This is a genomic window from Micromonospora sp. ZG13 (genome assembly GCF_059359355.1).
Map to the genome: position 1 here is coordinate 15,337 of NZ_JCADBQ010000025.1, position 24,310 is coordinate 39,646.

The 24,310-nt window shown below is 76.1% G+C and carries 3 protein-coding genes and 1 pseudogene; all 4 read right to left on the reverse strand.

Annotated features, from left to right (window positions below; genetic code table 11):
- Positions 1 to 12: 12 nt before the first annotated feature.
- On the reverse strand, positions 13 to 3,432 hold the full coding sequence (locus AC5L34_RS28730; protein ID WP_494827796.1) for an SDR family NAD(P)-dependent oxidoreductase: 3,420 nt from the start codon (positions 3,430 to 3,432) through the stop codon (positions 13 to 15).
- Positions 3,427 to 10,842, reverse strand: a pseudogene (locus AC5L34_RS28735) (type I polyketide synthase); the annotation flags it as partial. The pseudogene AC5L34_RS28735 and the gene AC5L34_RS28730, both read right to left, overlap by 6 nt.
- A 40-nt stretch (positions 10,843 to 10,882) precedes the next feature.
- The gene (locus AC5L34_RS28740) at positions 10,883 to 21,238 is read right to left on the reverse strand and encodes an SDR family NAD(P)-dependent oxidoreductase (RefSeq protein ID WP_494827792.1); all 10,356 of its coding nucleotides are present in this window, start codon (positions 21,236 to 21,238) and stop codon (positions 10,883 to 10,885) included.
- Positions 21,239 to 21,242: 4 nt separating this feature from the next.
- The coding region (locus AC5L34_RS28745; RefSeq protein ID WP_494827794.1) for a type I polyketide synthase at positions 21,243 to 24,310 on the reverse strand (3,068 nt) is incomplete at its 5' end.

Genomic DNA, 24,310 nt, shown 5'->3' on the forward strand with positions numbered 1-24,310 from the left:
AGCGCCTCCGGCTCAACCGGTGCCGAGTTCGTCGTCGATGAACCGCAACAGGTCGTCGGCCGATGCGGTCTTCAGCGCCAGGCCGACGTCCAGGCCGTCGGGTTCGGTGTCCACGTCGGACCTGCCACGCCAATTCGACATCACCGCGTGCAACCGATCGGTAATCCGTGCCTTGACCGCGTCCGCCAGGCCCGCCGCGCCGGCCTGGGCGAACGACCGCTCCAGCCGGTCCAGCTCGGCCAGCAGCCCCGCCGCCGGGTCCACCTCGGCCGGGGCCAGCCCGGCCAGCAGGTGGTCGGTGAGCGCCCCGGCGGTCGGGTGGTCGAAGACCATCGTGGCGGAGAGCTTCAGGCCAGTGGCCGCCTTCAGCCGGTTGCGGAACTCGACCGCCGTCAGCGAGTCGAAGCCCAGCTCGGTGAACGGCCGGTCGGGGTCCACGGCGCTGGCGCTGGCGTGCCCGAGCACGGCGGCGGCCTGCGCCTTGACGAACTCCAGCGCGGTGTGCCGCCGCTGCGGGCCGCTCTGGCTCGCCAGGTGGTCCCGCAGGGCGCCGGGCGACTGCGCGGCCTGCTCCACCGCCCGCCGGGACGTGCCCCGCACCAGGCCGCGCAGCAGCGGGGGCAGCATGCCGACCCGGCCCAGCTCGCGCAGGGCCGCCGGGTCCACCGGCATCGGCACCAGCAGCGCCTCGTCGATCAGCTCCGCCGCGTCGTAGAGCGCCATGCCCTGCGCCACGGACAGTTCCAGCAGCCCGACGCGGGCCATCCGGGCCCGGTCGGTGGCGTCCAGGTGTGCGGTCATCCCGCTCGCCTCGCCCCACAGTCCCCAGGCGAGCGAGCGGGCGGGCAGCCCGGCCGCGCGCCGGTGGGCCACGAGCGCGTCGAGGAAGGTGTTCGCCGCCGCGTAGTTGCCCTGCCCGGGGCCGCCCATCGTGCCGGCCGCCGCGGAGAACACCACGAACTCGGCCAGCTCGGCGTCGAGCGTCAGCTCGTGCAGGTTGACCGCCGCGTCGACCTTCGGCCGCAGCACCGCGTCGACCTGCTCCGGGGTGAGCGCGGTGACCAGGCCGTCGTCGAGGACGCCCGCCGTGTGCACCACGGCGGTCAGCGGGTGCGCGGCGGGGACCCGGGCCAGGGTCTCGGTCAGCGCGTCGCGGTCCGCCGCGTCGCAGGCGGCGACGGTGACCTGCGCGCCGTACCCGGTCAGCTCGGCCACCAGGTCGGCGGCGCCGGCGGCGTCCGGGCCCCGGCGGCTGGTGAGCAGGAGGTGCCGCACCCCGCGCCGGGTCACCAGGTGCCGCGCCAGCAGCCCGCCGAGGGTGCCGGTGCCGCCCGTGACGAGCACGGTGCCGTCGGGGTCGCGCCGAGGCGGCGTGGTGAGCACGAGCTTGCCGACGTGCCGGGCCTTGGACATGGTCCGGAACGCCTCCGGGGCGCGGCGCACGTCGTACGTGCGCACCGGCAGCGGGGTGAGCCGGTCCTCCGCGAAGAGCGCGAGCACGTCGCGCAGGATCGCGCCGACCCGCTCCGGGTCGATGGCGAGCAGGTCGAACGCCTGGTACTCGACCCCCGGGTGGTCCTCGGCGACCCGCCCCGGGTCGCGTACGTCGGTCTTGCCCATCTCGATGAACCGGCCGCCGCGGCCCAGCAGCCGCAGCGAGGCGTCGACGAACTCCTTGGCCAGCGAGTCGATCACCACGTCGATGCCGGCCCCGCCGAACCGCTCCTCGAACTCCAGGGTGCGGGAGTTGCCGATGTGCGAGTCCGGCAGCCCCATCGCGCGCAGCGCGTCCCACTTGCCGGTGCTCGCCGTGCCGTACACCTCGGCGCCGAGGTGCCGGGCGAGCCGGACCGCGGCCATGCCGACGCCGCCGGACGCGGCGTGCACCAGGACCCGCTCCCCCGGCTTCACCTGGGCCAGGTCGACCAGCGCGTAGTAGGCGGTGCAGAAGGCGATCGGGGTAGACGCCGCCTGGGCGAACGACCACCCCGGCGGTACCGGCACGACCATCCGCGCGTCGGTGACGACCTCGGTGCCGAAGGCGCCGTAGAACAGGCCCATGACGCGGTCGCCGACCGCGACGCCGCGCACGTCGGGTGCGGCCTCGACGACCACGCCCGCGCCCTCGCCACCCATCACCCCGCCGCCGGGGTACATGTCGAGGGCGATCAGCACGTCGCGGAAGTTCAGGCCGGCGGCCCGCATCGCGATGCGCACCTGACCCGGCGCCAGGGCGGGGGCCTGTTCCGCCTCGGGCAGCAGGGCGAGGTTGTCCAGCGTGCCCCGCTCGGTGACGTCCAGCCGCCAGCGTTCGGCCGTGGGCGCCGTCAGCGCGGGGCTGCTGGCCGCCCGGGCGAGCCGCGGCGCCAGGGCGACGCCGTCGCGGATCGCGAGCTGCGGCTCGTCGGCCGCGAGCGCCGCCGCGAGCGCCCGGTGCGGTTCGCGGTCGTCGACGTCGAGCAGGACGAAGCGGTCCGGGTTCTCGCTCTGCGCCGAGCGGAGCAGACCCCACACCGGCGAGCCGGCCAGGTCCGCCGCCGCCTCGTGCACGCTCACGGCGCCCCGGGTGACGACGACCAGCCGGGCGTCGGCGAACCGCTCCTCCGCCAGCCACTCCCGCAGCACCGCGAGGGTGTCGTGCACGGCCCGGTGCGCCGCCCCGGCGAGGTCGCCGGCGGCGTCGGCCGCGCAGGGCAGCACGACCAGGGCGGGCATCGGCGCGCCGTCGGCCACGCCGGCCCGCAGCGTCGCCAGATCCGGGTACGCGTCGGCGACGAGGCCGGCGTCCTGGGGCAGGGTGCAGCCGCCGAGAGCCGCCCAGCGGGCGTCCGGCGGGGTCGCCGGGATGGCGGCCGGGGTCCACTCCAGGCGGAACAGTGCGTCGTGGTGCGTACTTGGCTGCGCGGGGGCCGTGGCCTCCCGCAGCACCAGCGACTCCACCTCGGCGACCACGGTGTTGGTCTGGTCGGCGACGGTCACCTCGACCGTGTTCCGGCCGCGCGGACGCAACCGGACGCGCAGCTCCGTCGCCCCGACGGCGTGTACGGACACGCCGCTCCACTCGAACGGCAGCAACGCCTCGGTGCTCGAGGTGGCGAGCGCGATCGGATGCAGCGCGGCGTCGAGCAGCGCCGGGTGCAGGCCGTAGCCGGCCGCCGCGCGGGCGGCCTGCGCCGGCAGGGCGACCTCGGCGAGGATCTCCTCGCCCCGGCGCCACACCCGGCGCACCCCCTGGAACGTCGGGCCGTACGCGAGACCGGCCGAGGCCAGGGTGGCGTACAGCTCGTCGGCGTCGACGGGCTCGGCCTCCGGGGGCGGCCACGTGGCGTCGAAGTCGCCCGCCGGCCCGCCGGGGGCGAGGAGGCCGACGCCGTGGCGCACCCACGGCGTCGCGTCGGTGGCGACCCCGTCAGGACGGGAGTGGATGGTCACCTGCCGCTGCCCGTTGTCGTCGGGCGCCTCGACGCGCATCTGCACCTGGACGCCGCCCTTGTCGGGCAGCACCAGGGGCGCGGTCAGCGTCAGCTCCTCGACGCGGCCGCAGTCCACCTCGTCGCCGGCCCGGACGGCGAGGTCCACGAACGCGGTCCCGGGCACGATCACCTGACCGCCCACCCGGTGGTCGGCCAGCCACGGGTGCGCGGCCACCGACAGCCGCCCGGTGAACAGCAGGCCGTCGGTGTCGGCCAGGGCCACCGCCGCGCCGAGCAGCGGGTGCTCGGTGGCGCCGAGTCCCAGCCCGGCCGCGTCGGCCGCCACCGTCGCGGTGGCCGGCCAGAAGCGCTCGTGCTGGAACGGGTAGCCGGGCAGCCGGACCCGACGCGCCCCCTCGTCGTCCCAGCGGACGGGTACGCCGTGCGCGTGCGCCTCGCCCAGGGAGAGCAGGAAGCGCGCCATGCCCCCCTCGTCGCGGCGCAGCGAGCCGACCACCGTGGCGGGCGCCTCCGCGTCGTCGACGACGTCCTGCACGCCGATGGTCAGCACCGGGTGCGGGCTGACCTCCACGATCGTGGTGACGCCCGCGTCGAGCAGGGCGCGGATGGCCGGCTCGAACCACACCGTCTGGCGCAGGTTGCGGTACCAGTACTCGGCGTCCAGCGGCACGTCGTCGAGCCAGCGGTCGTCCACCGTCGAGTAGAGCGGCACCTCGGGCCGGCGGGGCGTCAGCCCGGCCAGCACGTCGAGCAGCTCGTCGCGGATCTCCGCCACGTACGCCGAGTGCGACGCGTAGTCGACGTGGATGCGCTTGGCGCGCACGCCGTCGCGCTCGCACTCGGCCAGCAGCTCGTCGAGGCCGTCCAGCTCGCCGGCCACCACCGTGGTCCGGGGCCCGTTGACGGTGGCCACGGTCACCCGGCCGGCGAAGCGCTCCAGCCGGTCGCGCACCTCGGCCGCCGGCAGCGGCACGGACACCATGCCGCCCTTGCCGGACAGGCGCAGCAGGGCCCGGCTGCGCAGGGCCACGACCCTGGCCGCGTCCGGAACGGAGAGGGCGCCCGCCACGCAGGCCGCGGCGATCTCCCCCTGCGAGTGCCCCACCACGGCGGCGGGCTCGACGCCGTGGTGGCGCCACAGCTCGGCCAGCGACACCATCACGGCGAACAGGACGGGCTGCACGACGTCCACCCGGTCCAGGTCCCTGCCCTCGCGCAGGACGGCCTCCAGGGACCAGTCCACGTGCGGCGCCAGGGCGTCCGCGCACTCGGCCATCCGCGCGGCGAACACCGGCGAGGCGTCGAGCAGCTCCACGGCCATGCCGATCCACTGCGAGCCCTGCCCCGGGAAGGAGAACGCCACCTTGCCGGGCGTGCCGGCGACCCCGGTGACGAGGTTGGGCGCGGGCTCCCCCGCCGCGAGCGCGGCGAGGCCGGCGCGCAGCTCGTCGGCCCCGCCGACCACCACCGCGCGACGCGGGTGCGTGCTGCGCCGCGCCAGCGAGTACGCCAGGTCGCGCGGCGGCACGTCGGCCAGCAGCGGCGCGATCCCGGCGGCCTGCTCGCGTAGCGCGCCGTCCGAGCGGGCGGAGAGCACCAGCGCGACGGGCCCGTCGTCGGGCGTCCGTTCGGCCTCGGGCGCCTCGGGGGCCTCCTCCACGACGAGGTGGGCGTTGGTGCCGCTGAACCCGAACGACGAGACACCGGCGCGGCGGGGGTGCCCGTTGCGTCCCCACGGCTGCGCCTCGGCCAGCAGCCGGACGCCGCCCGCCCAGTCGACGTGTGCCGTCGGCTCGGCCACGTGCAGGGTCCGGGGCAACTCGCCGTGCCGCAGCGCGAGCACCATCTTGATCACTCCGGCGACGCCGGCGGCGGCCTGGGTGTGCCCGATGTTCGACTTCACCGAGCCGAGCCAGAGCGGCCGGTCGCCGGCACGGTCCCGGCCGTACGTGGCGAACAGCGCGTCGACCTCGATCGGATCGCCCAGCGTCGTGCCGGTGCCGTGCGCCTCGACCACGTCCACGTCGGCCGTGGAGAGCCCGGCGTCGGCCAGCGCCTGCCGGATGACCCGCTGCTGCGACGGCCCGTTGGGCGCGGTCAGCCCGTTGGACGCGCCGTCCTGGTTGACCGCGGTCCCGCGCACCACGGCCAGCACCTCGTGGCCGGCGGCGAGCGCGTCGGAGAGCCGTTCGAGCACGAGCACACCGATGCCCTCGCCCCAGTTGGTGCCGTCCGCGCCGGCCGCGAACGCCTTGCAGCGCCCGTCCGGGGCGAGCCCGCGCATGCGGCTGAACTCCAGGAACGCGCCCGGCGTCGACATGGCGGTCACGCCGCCCGCCACCGCCATCGCGCACTCGCCCGAGCGCAGCGCCTGCACCGCCAGGTGCATGGCGACCAGCGACGACGAGCAGGCGGTGTCCACCGTCACAGCCGGGCCCTCCAGCCCCAGCACGTAGGAGAGCCGGCCGGAGAGGATGCTCGCGGCGTTGCCGGTGGCCATGAAGCCCTCGGCGCTCGTCCCCGCGCCGCCGGTGATCCGGGCGTAGTCGACGTTGTTGGCGCCGACGTACACCCCGGTGGTGCTGCCCCGCAGCGCGGTGGGGTCGATGCCGGCGTCCTCGAAGGCCGCCCAGGACGCCTCCAGCACCAGCCGCTGCTGCGGGTCCATGGCCTCCGCCTCGCGGGGGCTGATGCCGAAGAAGGCGGCGTCGAAGCCCGGCAGGTCGGCGAGGAAGCCGCCCTCCCGCACGTAGCTGGTCCCGGAGTGCTCCGGGTCGGGGTGGAACAGGCTGTCGAGGTCCCAGCCGCGGTCGGTGGGGAACGGGCCGATGCCGTCGCGGCCCTCGCGCAGCATCGCCCACAGCTCCTCGGGGGAGCCGACGCCGCCGGGGAACCGGCAGCTCATGCCGACGATGGCGATCGGCTCGTCGGCGGCGACGGTGCCGACGACCACCTCGGTGCGGCCGGTCTCCAACAGGTGCTCGGCCAGCGCGACCGGGGTCGGGTAGTCGAACGCGACGGCCGCGGAGAGCCGTACGCCGGTGGCCTCCACCATCCGGTTGCGGAACTCGACGGCGGTGACCGAGTCGAAGCCCAGCTCCTTGAACGCCGACGTCGGCTCGACCGCCTCCGGGCCCGCGTAGCCGAGCGTGAGCGCCACCTGCGTACGCACCAGCCCGACGGCGTGTTCCAGGCGGTCCGCCTCCGGCAGGGCGGCGAGCCGGCGGGCGAAGTCCGAGGAGGTGGACGTCGCGGTCGGCTCCTCGTCGGCGACCGCCTCGCCGATGGCGTCGAACAGCCGGCTCGGCCGCAGCGCGGTGAACGACGGCGCGAAGGCCGCCCAGTCCACGTCGGCGAGCACGACGTTCGTGTCCCCGGCCCCCAGGGCGGTACGCATGGCCGCGACGGCGCGCTGCGGCGCCATCGGCGCCAGGCCCCGCTTGCGCAGCGAGGCCGAAATCTCGTCGTCCACCAGGGTGCTCTCGGCCCACGGGCCCCAGGCGAGGGCGGTGGCCGGCTGTCCCCGGCCGCGCCGCGCCTCGGCGAGGGCGCACAGGTGCGCGTTGCCGGCGGCGTAGGCGGCCTGGCCGCCGCTGCCCCAGACGCCGGCCACGGAGGAGAAGAGCACGAACTCGTCGAGGTCGCGATCCGCGAAGATCGCGTCGAGGTTGGTGGCGCCGGCGACCTTGGCGGAGACGACGTCGGCGTACTCGGCGTGGTCCATGTCCATGATGCCGGTCAGCTGCGCCAGCCCCGCCACGTGCACCACGGCGCGTACGTCGGGGTAGCCGTCGACGACCGCCGCCAGGGCGGCCCGGTCGGCCACGTCGCAGGCGACGACGTCGACCTGGGCCCCCGCCCCGCGCAGCTCGTCGAGGATCTCGGCGGGGGCGGTGCCGCGCCGGCTCAGCAGCACGACCCGCTCGGCGCCGTGGCGCGCGTACAGCCGGGCGGCCTCGATGCCGAGGGTGCCGGTGCCGCCGGTGACCAGCACGGTGCCGGACACGCCGCGCCAGCGCGGGGTGCCGGTCACCGGCGCGCGGTGCAGCCGGCGGACGAACACCCCGTCCGGGCGCACCGCGACCTGGTCCTCCCCGCTGCCGGCGAGCACGCCGGCCAGCGCGGCGGCCGTGCGCCCGTCCAGCTCGGCGGGCAGGTCGACCAGGCCGCCCCAGGTGTCGGGTAGCTCCAGGGCGGCGACCCGGCCGAGGCCCCACACCTGCGACTGCGCCACCCCGGTCACCGGGTCGGCCGGCGAGGTGGCGACGGCGCCACGGGTGACGCACCACAGCCGGACGCCCCGCCCGGCGAGGACGCGGATCAGGTCGAGGGTGGCGGCCGCGCCCGCCGGGACGCCGGGGCGGCCGGGCAGGAACGTCTCGTCGAGCGCGAGCAGGGACACCACGCCGGCCGGCTCGCCGTCGAGGTGGCCGGGCAGGCCCTCGGGGTCGGTGGTGACGACGGTCGCGCCGTGCGCGGCGAGCGCGTCGGCGACGGCGGCGCCCGCGTCCCGGGTCACCGCCGGGTCGCCGGCCACCAGCAGCCAGGTTCCGCTCAGCGCCGCCGGGGTGCCGCCGGGGAGGCGCTCCCAGCGGGCCTGGTAGCGCCAGCCGTCCAGCGCGGAGCGCTCCTGCCGGCCCCGGCGCCACGCCGAGAGCGCGGGCAGCACCGACGCCAGGGGCGCCTGCGGGTCCACGTCGAGCGTGGTGACGACCGTGTCGAGGTCGCCGCTGTCCACGGCCGCCCACAGGCCGTCGTCGTCGCCGGAACCGCCGGCGGCGGCCGGCTCGACGCTGTCCTGCCAGAACCGCTCGTGCTGGAAGGGGTACGTCGGCAGGTCCACCAGGGACGGTCCGGACCGGTGGTAGAACGCCTCCGGGTCCACGGTGACGCCCCGGGTCTCCAGCCGGGCCAGCGCCTCCACCAGGGCACGCGGCTCGTCGCGGTCGCGGCGCAGCACCGGCGTGGCCAGCACGTCGCCGTCGAGGCAGTCGGCCGCCATGGTGGCGAGCACCGAGTCCGGGCCCAGCTCGAGGAACGTGGTGGTGCCGGTCGCGGCGACGGCGCGTACCGCGTCGGCGAAGCGTACGGTCGCGCGGACCTGTCCGACCCAGTACTCCGGCGTCGCCAGCTCGTCGCCCACCGGCGCGCCGGTGACCGTCGAGACCAGCGGAATCGTCGGCGGCGCGTACGTCACCGTCTCGGCCACCGCCCGCAACTGCGCGAGCATCGGGTCCATCAGCGGCGAGTGGAAGGCGTGCGACACGGTCAACCGTCGGGTCCGGCGGTCGGTGAACCGGGCGGCCACCGCCGCCACCGCCTCCTCGGTGCCGGAGACCACCACCGAGTCCGGGCCGTTGACGGCGGCGAGGTCGACGTCGGGGCCGAGCAGCGGCGCGACCTCGGCCTCCGTGGCCTGGACGGCGAGCATCGCGCCGCCGGTCGGCAGCGCCTGCATCAGCCGGCCCCGGGCCGCGACCAGGCGGGCCGCGTCGGCGAGCGGGAACACGCCCGCGACGTACGCGGCGGCCAGCTCGCCGATCGAGTGCCCGGCCAGGACCGACGGGGTGACGCCCCAGGACCGGACGAGCCGGTACAGGGCCACCTCGACGGCGAACAGGGCGGGCTGCGTCCAGCCGGTCTCGTGTAGTTCCTCGGTGTCCAGGACCTCGCGCAGCGGCCGGTCCAGGTGCGGGTCCAGCGCCGCGCACACCTCGTCGAACGCCGCCGCGAACTCCGGGTACGTCGCGTACAGCCCGCGGCCCATGCCGAGGCGCTGCGCGCCCTGCCCGGAGAAGAGCATCGCCACCCGGCCGTCCGCCGCCCGGCCGCGTACCAGGTTGGCGGCCTGCTCGTCACGGCCCAGGGCGGCCAGGCCGGCGGCCAGTTCCTCGGTGGAGGCGCCGAACACGGCGGCCCGGTGCGGGAAGCGGGACCGGGTGGTGGCCAGGGCGTAGCCCAGCTCGGCGGGCTCGACCCGCGACACCACGGCGGACAGTCGCCGCGCCTGGTCGCGCAGCCCGTCGGCGTCGCGGGCGGTGACCAGCAACGAGGTAACCGGCGCGGAGGCCGGCGCGGGCGCCTCGGCGTGCGGCGCCTGCTCCACGATCACGTGGGCGTTCGTGCCGCTGAACCCGAACGAGGAGACCGCCGCGCGGCGCGGCTGCCCCGTCTCGGGCCACGCGACGGCCGTGGTCAGCAGCCGCACGTTCCCGGCCGTCCAGTCCACCTGGTCCGACGGCTGGTCGGCGTGCAGCGTCCCGGGCAGGACGCCGCGCCGTATCGCCTCCACCATCTTGATGACCCCGGCCACCCCGGCGGCGGCCTGGGTGTGCCCGATGTTCGACTTCACCGAGCCGAGCCACAGCGGGTCCTCACGCTCCTGGCCGTACGTCGCCAGCAGCGCCTGCGCCTCGATCGGGTCGCCCAGGGTCGTGCCGGTGCCGTGGCCCTCGACCACGTCGACCTGGCGCGTCGACAGGCCCGCGTCGACCAGCGCCGCCTCGATGACGCGCTGCTGCGACGGCCCGTTGGGCGCGGTGAGCCCGTTCGACGCGCCGTCCTGGTTGACCGCGGAGCCCCGGACGACCGCCAGGACGCGGTGGCCGCGCTCGATCGCGTCCGACAGCCGCTCCACCAGCAGCACGCCGGCGCCCTCGGCGAAGCCGGTGCCGTCGGCGTCCGCCGAGTACGACCGGCACCGCCCGTCCGGCGACAGGCCGCGCTGGCGGGAGAACTCGACGAACGTCAGGGGCGTCGCCATCACCGAGACGCCGCCGACGAGCGCGAGCGTGCAGTCGCCCCGGCGCAGGGCCTGGATCGCCAGGTGCAGCGCCACCAGCGACGACGAGCAGGCGGTGTCGACGGTGACCGCCGGCCCCTCCAATCCCAGCGTGTAGGCGACCCGGCCGGAGACCACGCTGCCCGAGCTGTTGCTGCCCGCGTAGTCGTGGTACATCAGGCCGGTGAAGACGCCGGTGGGGCTGCCGGCGAGCGAGCCGGGTTCGATGCCGGCGCGCTCCAGCGTCTCCCACGCGACCTCCAGCAGCAGCCGCTGCTGCGGGTCCAGCCCGACCGCCTCGCGGGGGCTGATGCCGAAGAACGTCGGGTCGAAGTCCGCCGCGTCGTACAGGAAACCGCCGCGCGAGGTGTAGGAGGTGCCCTCCCGGCGGGACTCCGGGTCGTACAGGGACTCCAGGTCCCAGCCGCGGTCGGTCGGGAACGCGCCGGTGGCGTCGGTGCCCGACTCCACCAGCCGCCACAGGTCCTCGGGGCTGGTCACGCCGCCCGGGTAGCGGCAGGCCATGCCGACGATCGCGACCGGCTCGTGCGCGGACGCCTCCACCTCGTGCAGGCGCTGCCGGGTCTTCTGCAGGTCGACCGTTACCCGCTTGAGGTAGTCCCGGAGCTTGTCCTCGTTGGCCACTACAGTCGCCCTCCTCGCACTGTCATGAGATGCCGAGTTCGCTGTCGATGAGAGCGAAGACCTCGTCGTCGGTCGCGGAATCGATGTCGTTGCCGGTGGACGCGGGCTCGCCGCCCAGCTTCGAGAGCACGTCGCGCAGCCGCAGCGACAGCCGCGTACGGGACTGCTCGTCGACGTCCGACAGGACCGCCTCGAGGCGGTCGAGTTCGGCGAACGCGGCCAGCACCGCGTTGGTGTCGCCCGCCTCGCCGGCAAGTTCGGCGCGCAGGTGCGCGGCGAGGGCGTTCGACGTCGGGTGGTCGAACACCAGCGTCGCGGACAGCCGCAGCCCGGTGGCGGCGTTGACCCGGTTGCGCAGCTCGACCGCGGTCAGCGAGTCGAAACCGAGCTCGTTGAACGGCCGGTCGGCCGCGACGGCGCCCGGGTCGGGGTACGCCAGCACGCCCGCCACGTGGGTACGCACCAGGTCGAGCAGGATGGCCTCGGCCTCCTCGGCGTCCCGGCCCGCCAGCCGCTGCCGCAGCGCGTCGACCGCGCCCGCGTCGGCGTCGGCCGCCCGCCTGGCGGGCACCCGGACCAGGCCGCGCAGCAGCGGCGGCACCATGCCCGCGACCGCGCGCTCGCGCAGGGCCCGGTGGTCGAGGCGGATGGGCGCCACCATGCCCCGGTGCGACAGCGCCGCGTCGAACAGGGTCAGCGCCTCCTCGGCGGAGAGCGCGCCGACGCCCGAGCGCGACATGCGCCGCAGGTCGGCCTCGGTGAGCTGCTCCGCCATGCCCGCCTGTTCCCAGCGGCCCCAGGCCAGCGACACGGCCGGCTGGCCGTTCGCCCGCCGGTGCTGGGCCAGCGCGTCCAGGTAGGCGTTGCCGGCCGCGTAGTTGCCCTGGCCGGGCCCGCCGAGCACCCCGGAGGCCGAGGAGAACAGGACGAACGCGGTCAGGTCCCCGGTCAGCTCGTGCAGGTTCGTGGCGGCGTCGACCTTGGGCCGCAGCACCCGGTCGACACGCTCCGGGGTGAGCGAGGAGATGACGCCGTCGTCCACCACACCCGCCGTGTGCACCACCGCGCGTACCGGGTGGGCGGCGAGCAGCGCGGCGAGCGCTTCGGAGTCGGCGACGTCGCACGCGGCGACGGTGACCTCCGCCCCGAGGGCGAGAAGTTCGTCGCGCAGCTCGCCCGCGCCCTCGGCGGCGGGGCCGCTGCGGCTGACCAGGACCAGCTCGCGTACCCCGTGGCGGTCGACCAGGTGCCGTGCGACGAGCCGGCCGAGCACGCCGGTGGCGCCCGTGACCAGGACGGGACCCTCCAACCCGGCGGCGGGGGCGTCGGCCGTGACGGCGGTCCGCGCGAGGCGGGGCACCAGGACGTCGGCGCCCCGGACGGCCAGTTGCGGCTCGTCGGAGCCGAGCGCGGCCAGCAGCCCCGGGCATTCCTCGGCGTCGACGTCGACCAGCACGAACCGGTCGGCGTGTTCGGACTGGGCGGAGCGGATCAGGCCCCAGGCCGCTGCCCCCGCGAGATCGGTGACGTCGGCGTCGGGGCGGGTGGCCACCGCGCCGCTGGTCAGGACGGCGAGGCGGGAGGTGGCGAAGCGCTCGTCGGCGAGCCACCGCTGCGCGAGGGCGAGGACCTGGTGGGTTGCCGTGTGCGCGCGTACGTCCTGCGCCGCGCCCCGGTCGGGGGCGCAGCGCGCCACCACCACCTCGGGCACCGCGGCGCCGGCGTCGACGGCCCCGGCGAGGGCCGCCAGGTCCGGGTACGCGGTGGCGTCGAGGCCGCCGATGCCGGCGCCGAGCACCGCGACGGTACGCGGTCGGGGCGAGGCGGTCAGCGGCGTCCACTCCAGGTGCAGCAGCGACTCGTGGCGGTCGCGACGCAGGGCGGAGAGCTGTTCCGGCGACACCGGGCGCACCGCCAGCGCCTCGACGGAGGCGACCGGGGCACCGGCCGCGTCGGCCAGGGTGACCGTCGCCGTGCCGTCGCCCGACACGATCCGGGCCCGCAGGCGGGTGGCACCCGCGGCGTGCAGGGTGACGCCGCGCCACGAGAACGGCAGCACAGGCTCGCCGTCGCCGGTCGACGCCGCCGCGTGCAGGGCGGCGTCCAGCAGCGCCGGGTGCAGCCCGAAGCGGGCGGCGTCGTCGTGCGCCTGCTCGGGCAGGGCGATCTCGGCGAACACCTCGTCCCCGCGCCGCCACGCCGCGGTCAGGCCCTGGAAGACCGGGCCGTAGCGCAGGCCGCGCGCGAACAGGTCGCCGTAGGTCGTGGAGACGTCGACCGGTTCGGCGTCCGGCGGCCAGGCCCGCAGGTCGGTGCCGAGGGCCCCGGCCGGGGTCAACCGGCCCGCCGCGTGGGTCGTCCAGCCGTCCTCGTCCTCGACCCGCGAATGGACGCTCACGTCCCGGCCGCCGTCCGACGCCGCCTCGCCCACCGTCACGCGCACCTGGACGCCGCCGGCGTCCGGCAGCACCAGCGGCGCCTCCAGCGTCAGTTCCTCGACGCGCGGGCAGCCGAGCTCGCGGCCGGTGTGCGCCGCCAGCTCGACCAGCGCCGCGCCGGGCAGCAGCACCAGGTCCGCGACCGCGTGGTCGGCCAGCCACGGGTGGGTGGCCAGCGCGAGCCGGCCGGTGAACACGGCGCCGCCGTCCGGCAGCTCGACCGCCGCGCCCAACAGCGGGTGGTTCGTCCGCGTCTGGCCGAGCCCGCTCGCGTCGCCGGTGCCGGCGCCCGGCCGGGGCCAGTACGGCTGGTGCCGGAACGCGGAGGTGGGCAGCTCCACGGTCCGCCCCGGCGCCACCGTGGGCCAGTCGACGGCCACGCCGCGCGCCGCGAGCCGGGCGAACGCGGTGGCCACGGTCTCCGGCGCGGCGCGGCCCTTGCGGCACACCGGGATCCACTCTCCCTCGGCCACGTTGCGCCCGAGCGCGGTGAGCACCGCGTCGGGGCCGAGTTCCAGGAAGGTGGTGGCCCCGGACGCGGCCAGCGTGGCGACCGCGTGGGCGTACCGGACGGGTTCGCGTACCTGCCGCACCCAGTAGTCGGCGTCGAGGGTGGTGACGTCGCCCGTCACCGTCGAGACCAGCTCGATGACCGGCTCGCGGCACTCCACCCGCGCCACGACCGCGCGGTACTCGTCGAGCATGGGGTCCATCAGCGGCGAGTGGAACGCGTGCGACACCGTGAGCCGCTGCGCCTTGCGGCCCCGCCCGGTCAGCTGCCCGGCCACGGCGAGGGTGGCGGCCTCCTCCCCGGAGAGCACAACCGACTCCGGCCCGTTGACGGCGGCGATCGCGACGCCGTCGGTGAGCAGCGGCGTGACCTCGTCCTCCGTGGCCCGTACGGCCACCATCGCGCCGCCGCTGGGCAGCGCCTGCATCAGCCGGCCCCGCGCCGCGACCACCGCCGCGGCGTCGGCGAGCGACCAGACCCCGGCGACGTGCGCCGCCGCCAGCTCACCGATCGAGTGCCCGGCCACGAGGTCCGGCCGTACGCCCCACGACTCGAACAGCCGGAACAGGGCCACCTCGACCGCGAACAACGCCGGCTGGGTCCACGCGGTCTGGTGCACCTCGTCGGTGTCCAGCACCTCCCGCAACGGCCGCTCCAGGTGCCGGTCCAGCTCCGCGCACACCTCGTCGAACGCCCGCGCGAACGCCGGGAAGCCCAACAGCTCCGCCGTCATGCCGACCCGCTGCGCGCCCTGGCCGGTGAAGAGCATCGCGAGCCTGCCGCCGTCGACCGTGCCGGTCACCACCTGGTCGCCGAGCAGCACCGCGCGGTGCGGGAACCCGGCCCGCCCGGTGGCGAGCGTGTACGCGACGTCGACCGGGCGCAGCGTGGGATCGGCGGCGACGTGGGCACGCAGCCGCGGGATCTGCTCGCGCAGCCCCTCCTCGGTCCGGGCGGAGAGCAGCCACGGCGTGAACGGGACGTCCGGTTCTTCGACCGGCGCCGCCGGCTCGACCTGTTCCAGCACGACGTGCGCGTTGGTGCCGCTGATGCCGAAGGACGACACGGCGGCGCGCACGGGCCGGTCGGTGGCGGCGAGCGGCACCGGGGTCGCGGCGACGCGTACCGCGCCGGAGGTCCAGTCGACGTGCGGCGAGGGCTCGTCCACGTGCAGGGTCTGCGGCAGCAGGCCGTGCCGCAGCGCCAGCACCATCTTCATGATGCCGGCCACCCCGGCGGCGGCCTGGGTGTGCCCGAGGTTCGACTTGACCGAACCGAGCAGCACCGGTGCCGCGCGCTCCTGGCCGTACGTGGCGAGGACGGCCTGCGCCTCGATCGGGTCGCCCAGGGTCGTGCCCGTGCCGTGCGCCTCGACGACGTCGACCTCGGACGGGGACAGCCGGGCGTCCGCCAGGGCGGCCCGGATCACCCGCTGCTGGGCCGGCCCGTTCGGCGCGGTGAGCCCGTTGGAGGCGCCGTCGGAGTTCACCGCCGAGCCCCGCACCACGGCGAGCACCGGGTGCCCGTGGCGGCGGGCGTCGGAGAGCCGCTCCACCACCAGCACGCCGACGCCCTCCGAGAGCGAGGTGCCGTCGGCGGCGCCCGCGAACGACTTGCACCGTCCGTCGGGGGCGAGGTTGCGCTGCCGGGAGAACTCCAGGAACGTGCCGGGCGTCGACATCACCGACACGCCGCCGGCGAGCGCGAGGGAGCACTCCCCGTTGCGCAGCGCGGAGATGGCGAGGTGCAGGGCGACCAGCGACGAGGAGCAGGCGGTGTCGACGGTCATCGTCGGGCCCTCCAGCCCGAGCGTGTACGAGATCCGGCCGGAGATCACCCCGCCGGAGTTGCCGGTGGACAGGAACCCGTCGACCGACTCGGCGGAGCCGCTCAGCACGCTGCCGTAGTCGTTGTACATCACGCCCGCGTACACGCCGGTGCGGCTGCCGCGCAGCGTGGTCGGGTCGATGCCGGCCCGCTCCAGCGCCTCCCACGAGGTCTCCAGCAGCAGCCGCTGCTGCGGGTCCATCGCCAGCGCCTCACGGGGGGAGATGCCGAAGAAGCCGGGGTCGAACTGGGCCGCGTCGTAGAGGAAACCGCCCTGGTCGACGTAGCTGGTGCCGGGGTGGTCCGGGTCGGGGTCGAACAGCGCGTCGAGGTGCCATCCCCGGTCGGTGGGGAACGGCCCGATCGCGTCCGCGCCGCCGGACAGCAGCCGCCACAGGTCCTCCGGCGTACGCACGCCGCCCGGGAAGCGGCACGCCATCCCCACGATCACGACGGGCTCCTGGTCGTGGCGCGCCAGCGCGACGTCCGTCGTCGCGGTGCGCCCGCCGCCCAACTGCTCCACGAGGTGCCCGGCCAGCACCTCCGGCGTCGGGTAGTCGAACACCAGCGTCGCGGGCAGCCGCAGCCCGGTCGTCGCGTTGAGCTGGTTGCGCAGGTCGAGCGCGGTGAGCGAGTCGAAGCCGAGCTCCTTGAAGGCGCGCCCCGCCGGCAGCCGGTCCGCGCGGGCGTAGCCGAGGACGGAGGCGACCCGGGTGAGCACCACCTCCAGCACGACCTCGTGCCAGCGCTCGGCGGGCACCTCCGCCAGCCGCTGCGCCAGCGACGAGCCGCCCACCGCCCGGCGGGCGGGGGCGCGGACGAGGCCGCGCAGCAGCGCCGGCGGTTCACGGTCGCCGCGGCCGAGCACGGCCAGGTCCATCGGCACCGGTGCCAGCAGCGCCTCGGTCGACCGGACCGCGGCGTCGAAGAGCGCCAGACCGTCCTTGCTGGACAGCTCGGCCATGCCGCTGCGGGCCATCCGGCCGAGCTGCGCGCCGTCCACGTCGGCGGTCATCTCGCTGCGCTCGGTCCAGAGCCCCCAGGCGAGCGAGTGGGCGGGCTGTCCCGCCGCCCGCCGCTGCGCGGCGAGCGCGTCGAGCAGCGCGTTCGCCGCCGCGTAGGCGCCCTGGCCGGGGCTGCCGAAGATGCCGGCGGCCGAGGAGAAGAGCACGAAGGCGCTCAGCTCACCGGCCAGCTCGTGCAGGTGCCAGGCCGCGTCGACCTTGGGTCGCAGCGCGGTGGCCAGCCGCTCGGGGGTGAGCGTGGGGATGGTGGCGTCGGCCATCACGCCCGCGGTGTGCACGACGCCGGTGACGGGGTACGCCGCGAGCAGCGCGGCGACCTGGTCCCGGTCCGCCACGTCGCACGCCGCCACGGTCACGGTCGCGCCCAGCCCGGTGAGTTCGTCGCGCAGCTCGGCCGCGCCCTCGGCGGCCAGGCCACGGCGGCTGGTCAGCACGAGTTCGCGTACCCCGTGCTCGGTGACCAGGTGGCGGGCGACCAGCGCGCCGAGGGTGCCGGTGCCGCCGGTGACGAGCACCCTGCCGTCCGGGCCGAACACGGCGGGCCCGGCGACGTCGGAGTCGGGGACCCGGGCCAGGCGCGGCGCGCTCACCACGCCGTCGCGGATGGCGAGCACCGGCTCGCCGGTCGCCAGCGCCGCGGCCACCAGTTCGTCGGCGGTGTGGTCGGCCTCCAGCAGGACGATCCGCTCCGGGTTCTCGGCCTGCGCGGAGCGGGCCAGCCCGTGCACCGCCGCGCCGGCCAGGTCGTCCGGGCGGGTCACCACGACGAGCCTGGTGTCGGCCAGGTCCGGTGCGGCGAGCCACTGCTGGATCGTGGTCAGCGCGTACGCCGTGAGGTCGGCGACCGCGGCGACGCCGGGCGCGTCGGCGAAGCACGGCAGGAACAGCGTGTCGGCGGACGCGTCGGCCAACGCCACCGGCGGCGCGTCGAAGACCGGCGCGGCGCCCAGCGTCTGCCAGGCACCCCGGTCGCCCCGACCGACGGCCAGGGGCGCGTGCTCCAGCCGGAACAGCGACTCGACGAAGCCGCTGCGACCCCGCAGCGCCTGCGGGGCCACCGGGCGTACGGTGAGCGCCGCCACGGTGGCGACCGGGGCGCCCGCGTGGTCGGCGACGAGCAGGGCGGCGCTGTCCGCCCCCTTCCGGGTGAACCGGACGCGCAGGCTCGTCGCGCCCGCCCCGTGGAGCGTCACGCCGCTGAAGAGGAAGGGCAGCTGCGCCGTGCCGTCGGCGACGTCGCCGGCGAGGGCGTGCAGGGCCGCGTCGAACAGCGCGGGGTGCAGGCCGAACCCGTCCGCGTCGGTGCCCTGGGGCAGCGCCACCTCGGCGAACGTCTCGTCGCCCCGGCGCCACGCGGCCCGCAGGCCCTGGAACACCGGCCCGTAGCGCAGGCCGAGCCCGGCGAGCCGGTCGTACAGGTCGCCGAGGTCGACGGGCTGCGCGTCGGCGGGCGGCCACTCGGCGAGGCGCTCCCCCTCCGTCGTGACGGGGGCGAGGACGCCGGTGGCGTGCCGGGTCCACATGCCGACCGTCGCCTCGGCGTCGGTCTGGCCGTAGACGCCCAGCGCGCGGCGGCCGTGCTCGTCGGGTGCCTCGACGGTGAGCCGCAGGGCCACCCCGCCCTGGGGCGGGAGGACCAGCGGGGTGGTGAGGGTGAGTTCCTCGACGGCCGGGCAGTCGACCTCGTCACCGGCGCGCACGGCGAGTTCGACCAGCGCCGTGCCGGGCAGCAGGACGGTGTCCAGGACGGCGTGGTCGGCCAGCCAGGGGTGCGTCTCCAGGCTGATCCGGCCGGCGAGCACGACCAGGTCCCGCTCCGGGACGGTCAGCGCGGCGCCGAGCAGCGGGTGGCCGACGACGTCGATGCCGAGCCCGCGCGCGTCCACGGCGGACGCCGCCTCCAGCTGCCAGTACCGCTGGTGCTGGAACGGGTACGTCGGCAGCGGGGCCGGCACGCCGTTGGCGTGCCGGGACCAGTCGACGGCGACCCCGCGCACGTACGCCTCGGCGAGGGAGAGCAGGAACCGCGACAGGCCGCCCTCGTCGCGGCGCAGCGACGCGACGAGCGCGGCGGGGACGTCGGCGCGGTCCAGGATCTCGCGCACCCCCATGCCCAGCACCGGGTGGGGGCTGATCTCGACGAGGACGTCGTGCCCGTCGGCGAGCAGGCGGTCGATCGCCTCCTCGAACCGGACCGTGCCGCGCAGGTTCGCGTACCAGTAGTCAGCGTCGAGGGTGGCGGTGTCGGCGACCACGCCGGTGAGGGTGGAGTACAGCGGCACGTCGGCGCCTCGCGGCCGGACGTCGGCGAGGACGCTCAGCAGTTCGTCCCGGATGGCCTCGACCTGCGCGGAGTGCGAGGCGTAGTCCACCGGGATCATCCGCATCCGCACGCCGTCGGCCTCGCACGCCGCCAGCAGTTCCCGCAGGGCGTCGGGCTCGCCGGAGACGACGGTGGCGGCGGGCCCGTTGACGGCGGCGACCGAGATCCGCTCGCCCCACCGGGCCAGGCGCGCCTCCACGTCCGCGCGCGGCGCCGCCACGGAGGCCATCCCGCCGCGTCCGGCCAGGCCGGCGGCGATCGCCCGGCTGCGCAACGCGACGACGCGGGCGCCGTCGTCGAGGGTGAGCGCGCCGGCGACGACAGCGGCCGCGATCTCGCCCTGCGAGTGCCCCACCACGGCGGCGGGCTCGACGCCGTACGACCGCCACAGCGCCGCCAGCGACACCATCACGGCGAACAGCACGGGTTGCACCACGTCCACCCGGTCGAGCGAGGGCGCGCCGGGCACGCCCCGCACGACGTCGAGCAGCGACCAGTCGGTGAACCCGTCCACCGCCTTGGCGCACTCGTCCATCCGGGCGGCGAAGACCTCGTGGGTGTCCATCAGCTCCACGGCCATGCCCGCCCACTGCGAGCCCTGGCCGGGGAACATGAAGGCGACCCGCGGCTCGTTCTTCAGGGCGGTGCCGGCGGCCACGGCGGGCGCGGGTTCGTCCGCCGCGACGGCGGCCAGGCCGGCCCGCAGCTCGGCGGGGTCCGTGCCGACCACGACCGCCCGGTGCTCGAAGCGGGTGCGGGCCGCCAAGGCGGCGGCGACGTCGGCCGGGGCGGCGGGGTGCCGGTCGAGGTGGGCCGCCAGGCGGGCCGCCTGGTCGCGCCGGGCTTCGGCGGTGCGACCGGACAGCACCCACGGCACCGGTCCGGTCGCCTCGGCGGCCGGCGCGGCCTCCTGCGCGGGCGGTTCCTCGAGGATCACGTGGGCGTTGGTCCCGCTCACCCCGAACGACGAGACGGCGGCGCGGGACGACTCGGCGCCGCGCGGCCAGGCGACGGCCTCGGTCAGCAGGGAGACCGCGCCCTCCGTCCAGTCGACCTGGTCGCTCGGTGCGTCGACGTGCAGCGTCTTCGGCAGCAGCCGGTGCCGCATGGCGAGCACCATCTTGATGATCCCGCCGACGCCGGCGGCGGCCTGGGTGTGGCCGATGTTGGACTTGACGGAGCCGAGCCACAGCGGCCGTTCCCGGTCCTGGCCGTAGGTGGCGAGGATGGCCTGGGCCTCGATGGGGTCGCCCAGGGTGGTGCCGGTGCCGTGCGCCTCGACCACGTCGACCTGGTTGGCCGACAGCCGCGCGTTGGCCAGCGCCGACCGGATGACCCGCTGCTGCGCGGGCCCGCTCGGGGCGGTCAGGCCGTTCGAGGCGCCGTCCTGGTTGACCGCCGTGCCGCGCACGACGGCGAGCACCCGGTGCCCGTTGCGCCGGGCGTCTGACAGCCGCTCCACGACCAGCATGCCGGCGCCCTCGGCGAAGCCGGTGCCGTCGGCGGCGGCGGCGAAGGACTTGCACCGGCCGTCGGGCGCCAACCCGCGCTGCTTGGAGAACTCGACGTAGGTCAGCGGGGTCGCCATGACGGTGACCCCGCCGGCCAGCGCCAGCGAGCACTCGCCGTTGCGCAGCGCCTGCACGGCCAGGTGCAGGGCGACCAGCGACGACGAGCACGCGGTGTCGACGGTGACGGCGGGCCCCTCCAGGCCGAAGGTGTACGCCACCCGGCCCGAGACGACCGCGCCGGCGGCCTTGTTGTCGGCGTAGTCGTGGTACATCATGCCGGCGAAGACCCCGGCGTCGCTGCCGCGCAGGCCGGCCGGGTCGATGCCGGCGTTCTCGAACGCCTCCCAGGAGACCTCCAGCAGCAGCCGCTGCTGAGGGTCCATCGCCAGCGCCTCGCGGGGGCTGATGCCGAAGAACTCCGGGTCGAACTGGCCCGCGTCGTGCAGGAAGCCCCCCTCGCGGGTGTACGAGCGGCCCGGCGTACCGGGCGTGGGGTCGTACAGCTCGGCGACGTTCCAGCCGCGGTCGGTGGGGAAACCGGTGATCCCGTCGCCGCCGGCGGCCACCAGGTCCCACAGGTCGTCCGGGGTCCGGACCCCGCCGGGGTAGCGGCAGGCCATGCCCACGATGGCGATCGGTTCGCGCAGCACCGAGTCGAGCTTGCGGTTCTGCTCCCGCAGCCACTCGTTCTCCTTCAGCGAGGCCCGCAGCGCGGTGACGAGCTTCTCCTCCGAGTGCGCCATGTGGTCAGCTCCCCGCTTCCGTCGTCGCGTCACCGAGGTCGGCGAGCGCCATGCTGATCAGTGCGTCGGCGTCCATGTCGTCGATGGACCCGGTCGGTGCGGCGTCGGGCTCGCCGGTGGCGACCCGTACGCCGCCCAGTTCGAGCAGGCTGTCCATCAGGCCGGCGTCGCGCAGCCGGCTGATCGGGATGGCGAGCAGGATGCGGCGGACCTCGTCCTCCGGCAGCCCGCCGTCGGTGCCGGTGTCCGGCACGAGCCGCTCGTGCAGCAGGTCGGCGACCGCGCGGGTGTTCGGGCGGTCGAAGGTCAGCGTGGCGGGCAGCCGCAGGCCGGTCGCGGCGTTGAGCTGGTTGCGCAGTTCCAGCGCGGCGAGGGAGTCGAAGCCCAGTTCGGTGAAGGCGCGGGCGGGATCGACGGCGTCGGGGTCCCGGTGCCCGAGCACCCCCGCGACCTTCGTACGGACCAGGTCCAGCAGCAGGTCCGCGCGCTCCGGGGCGGGCAGGCCGAGCAGCCGGGTGGCGAGGCCGTTGCCGGCGGACGCCGCCCGCCGCGTCCTGGCCCGGACCAGGCCGCGGTAGATGGGGCCCTCGACCACGCCGAGGTCGAGCCCGATGGGTACGAGCACCGGCGCGGCGCAGGTGCTCGCGGCGTCGAAGAGGCGCAGGCCCTCGTCCACCGACAGCGCCCGTACGCCCGCCTGGGCCAGCCGCTGCCGTTCCGCGGCGCCCAACTCGCCCGCCATCCCCCCGTCCCACATGCCCCACGCCAACGACTGCCCGGGCAGGCCGGCCGCCCGGCGGCGCACCGCCAGCGCGTCCAGGAAGGCGTTGGCCGCGGAGTACGCCGACTGACCGGCGTTGCCGAACACGCCCGCCGCCGACGAGAACGTCATGAACGCCGCAAGCCCCGCCGTGGCCGTCGCCTCGTGCAGGTGCCAGGCCGCGTCGACCTTCGGTGCGAGCACCCGGTCCAGCCGCTGGGTCGTCATCGACGTCAGCAGACCGTCGTCCACCACGCCGGCGACGTGCACCACCGCCGACAGGTCCCGGCCGGCGACCAGCGCCGTCACCGCGTCCCGGTCGGCCACGTCGCACGCCGCCCACCGCACGGCGGCGCCTGACGCCGTCAGCTCCGCCGCCAGCTCCGCCGCGCCCGGCGCCGCCGCGCCCCGGCGCGAGACCAGCAGCAGGTCGCGCACCCCGTGGGTCGCCACGAGGTGCCGGGCCAGGACCGCACCCAGCGCGCCGGACGCGCCCGACACCAGCACGGTGCCGGAGCCGAAGTCCGCCGGCACCGGGTCGGCGGTGGCCGCCCGGGCCAGTCGGGCGGCGTGCGCGACGCCGTCGCGGACCACGAGCTGCGGTTCGTCGTCGGCCAGTACGACGTCGCCGTCGACAAGGACGACGCGGTCGGGGTGCTCGGCCTGGACCGAGCGGACGAAGCCCCACACGGCGGCGCCGACGAGGTCCGTGACGTCCTCGCCGGGCAGGGCGACCGCGCCCCGGGTACGCACGACGAGCCGGGAGCCGGCGGGGTCGGCCAGGAACGACCGGATCTCGTCGAGTACGCGGTGCAGGGTGGTGCGTACGGCGGCCGGGGTGTCCGTCGTGGCGGGATCGGGCGGGAACGTGGTGGTGTCGAGCACCGTCACGTCCCCGGCCGGCCCGCCGGTGGCCGGCACCGGCACCCAGGTCAGCTCGTACAGCGAGTCGTGGTGGGTCGGCCGCACGTCGAGCCCGGCGACCGGCCGGGTCTCCAGCCTGCCCACGGACACCACGGGCGCGCCCGTGCCGTCGGTCGCGGTGAGCGCCCAGCCGGAGTCGACGGGGACGATCCGGACCCGCAGGGCGGTGGCGTTCGTGGCGTGCAGCACCACCTGCTGCCACGAGAACGGGAGCAGGGTGTCGCCGGTGCCGTCCGGGTCGGCCAGCAGCGGGGCGTGCAGCACCGCGTCCAGCAGGGCGGGGTGCAGCGCGAACCGCTCCTCCGCCTCGGGGAGGGTGACCTCGGCGAACAGTTCGTCGCCGCGTCGCCACACGGCCGTGACGCCCCGGAACGCCCGCCCGTACCCGTAGCCCCGGTCCGCGAGCCGGTCGTACGCGTCGGCCAGGTCGACGGGCCGGGCGTCGGCGGGGGGCCACTCGGCCACGGTGTCCGGCGTGGCCACCGGATCGGCGGTGACGAGCCCGGTGGCGTGCGGCGTCCAGCTCTCGGTGTGCTCGCCGCGGGAGTGGATCTCGACCTTGCGGCGCCCCTCCTCGTCCGGCTCACCGACCCGCAGCCGCAACTGCACCGCGCCGTCCTCGGGCAGGACCAGCGGGGCGACCATGGTCAGCTCGTCCACCACCGGGCAGCCGACCGCGTCGGCGGCGTGTACGGCGAGTTCGACGAGCGCCGCGCCGGCAACGAGCACCCGGCCCGCGATGACGTGGTCCGCGAGCCACGGGTGCGTGCCGGTCGACAGCCGGCCGGTGTAGACGACACCGTCGAAGTCGGGCAGCGCGACGGCCGCTCCGAGCAGGGGATGTTCGGTGTCGGCGAGGCCGAGCCGGCTGGCCGCCCCCGTCGCGGTCGCGTTCTCCGCCCAGTACCGCTGGCGCTGGAAGGGGTAGGTGGGCAGGTCGGTGGTGCGGGCACCGGCGAACCAGGTGGGCCAGTCGACGGGGAAGCCGAGGTTGTGCAGGTCGGCGACGGCCCTGGTGAGGGTCGCGGTCTCGGGGTGGTTGCGGTGGGTGGTGGCGATGGTGGTGGCGTCGCCGGCGGCGTTGGCGGCCGTGGCGAGGACGGTGTCGGGGCCGATTTCGAGGTAGGTGTCGACGTGGTGTGTGCCGGTGAGGGCTTCGATGGTGTCGTGGAAGCGGACGGTGTGGCGTAGTTGGGTGACCCAGTAGTCGGGGGTGGAGTGCAGTGGTCGGGCGTCGACGGTGGAGATGACGGGGATGGTGGGTTCGTGGTGGGTGATGGAGTTGGCGACGGCTCGGTAGTCGTCGAGGACGGGGTCCATCAGGTGGGAGTGGAAGGCGTGGGAGACGGTGAGGCGTTTGGTGCGGTGGCCGTGGGCGGCGAGTGCTT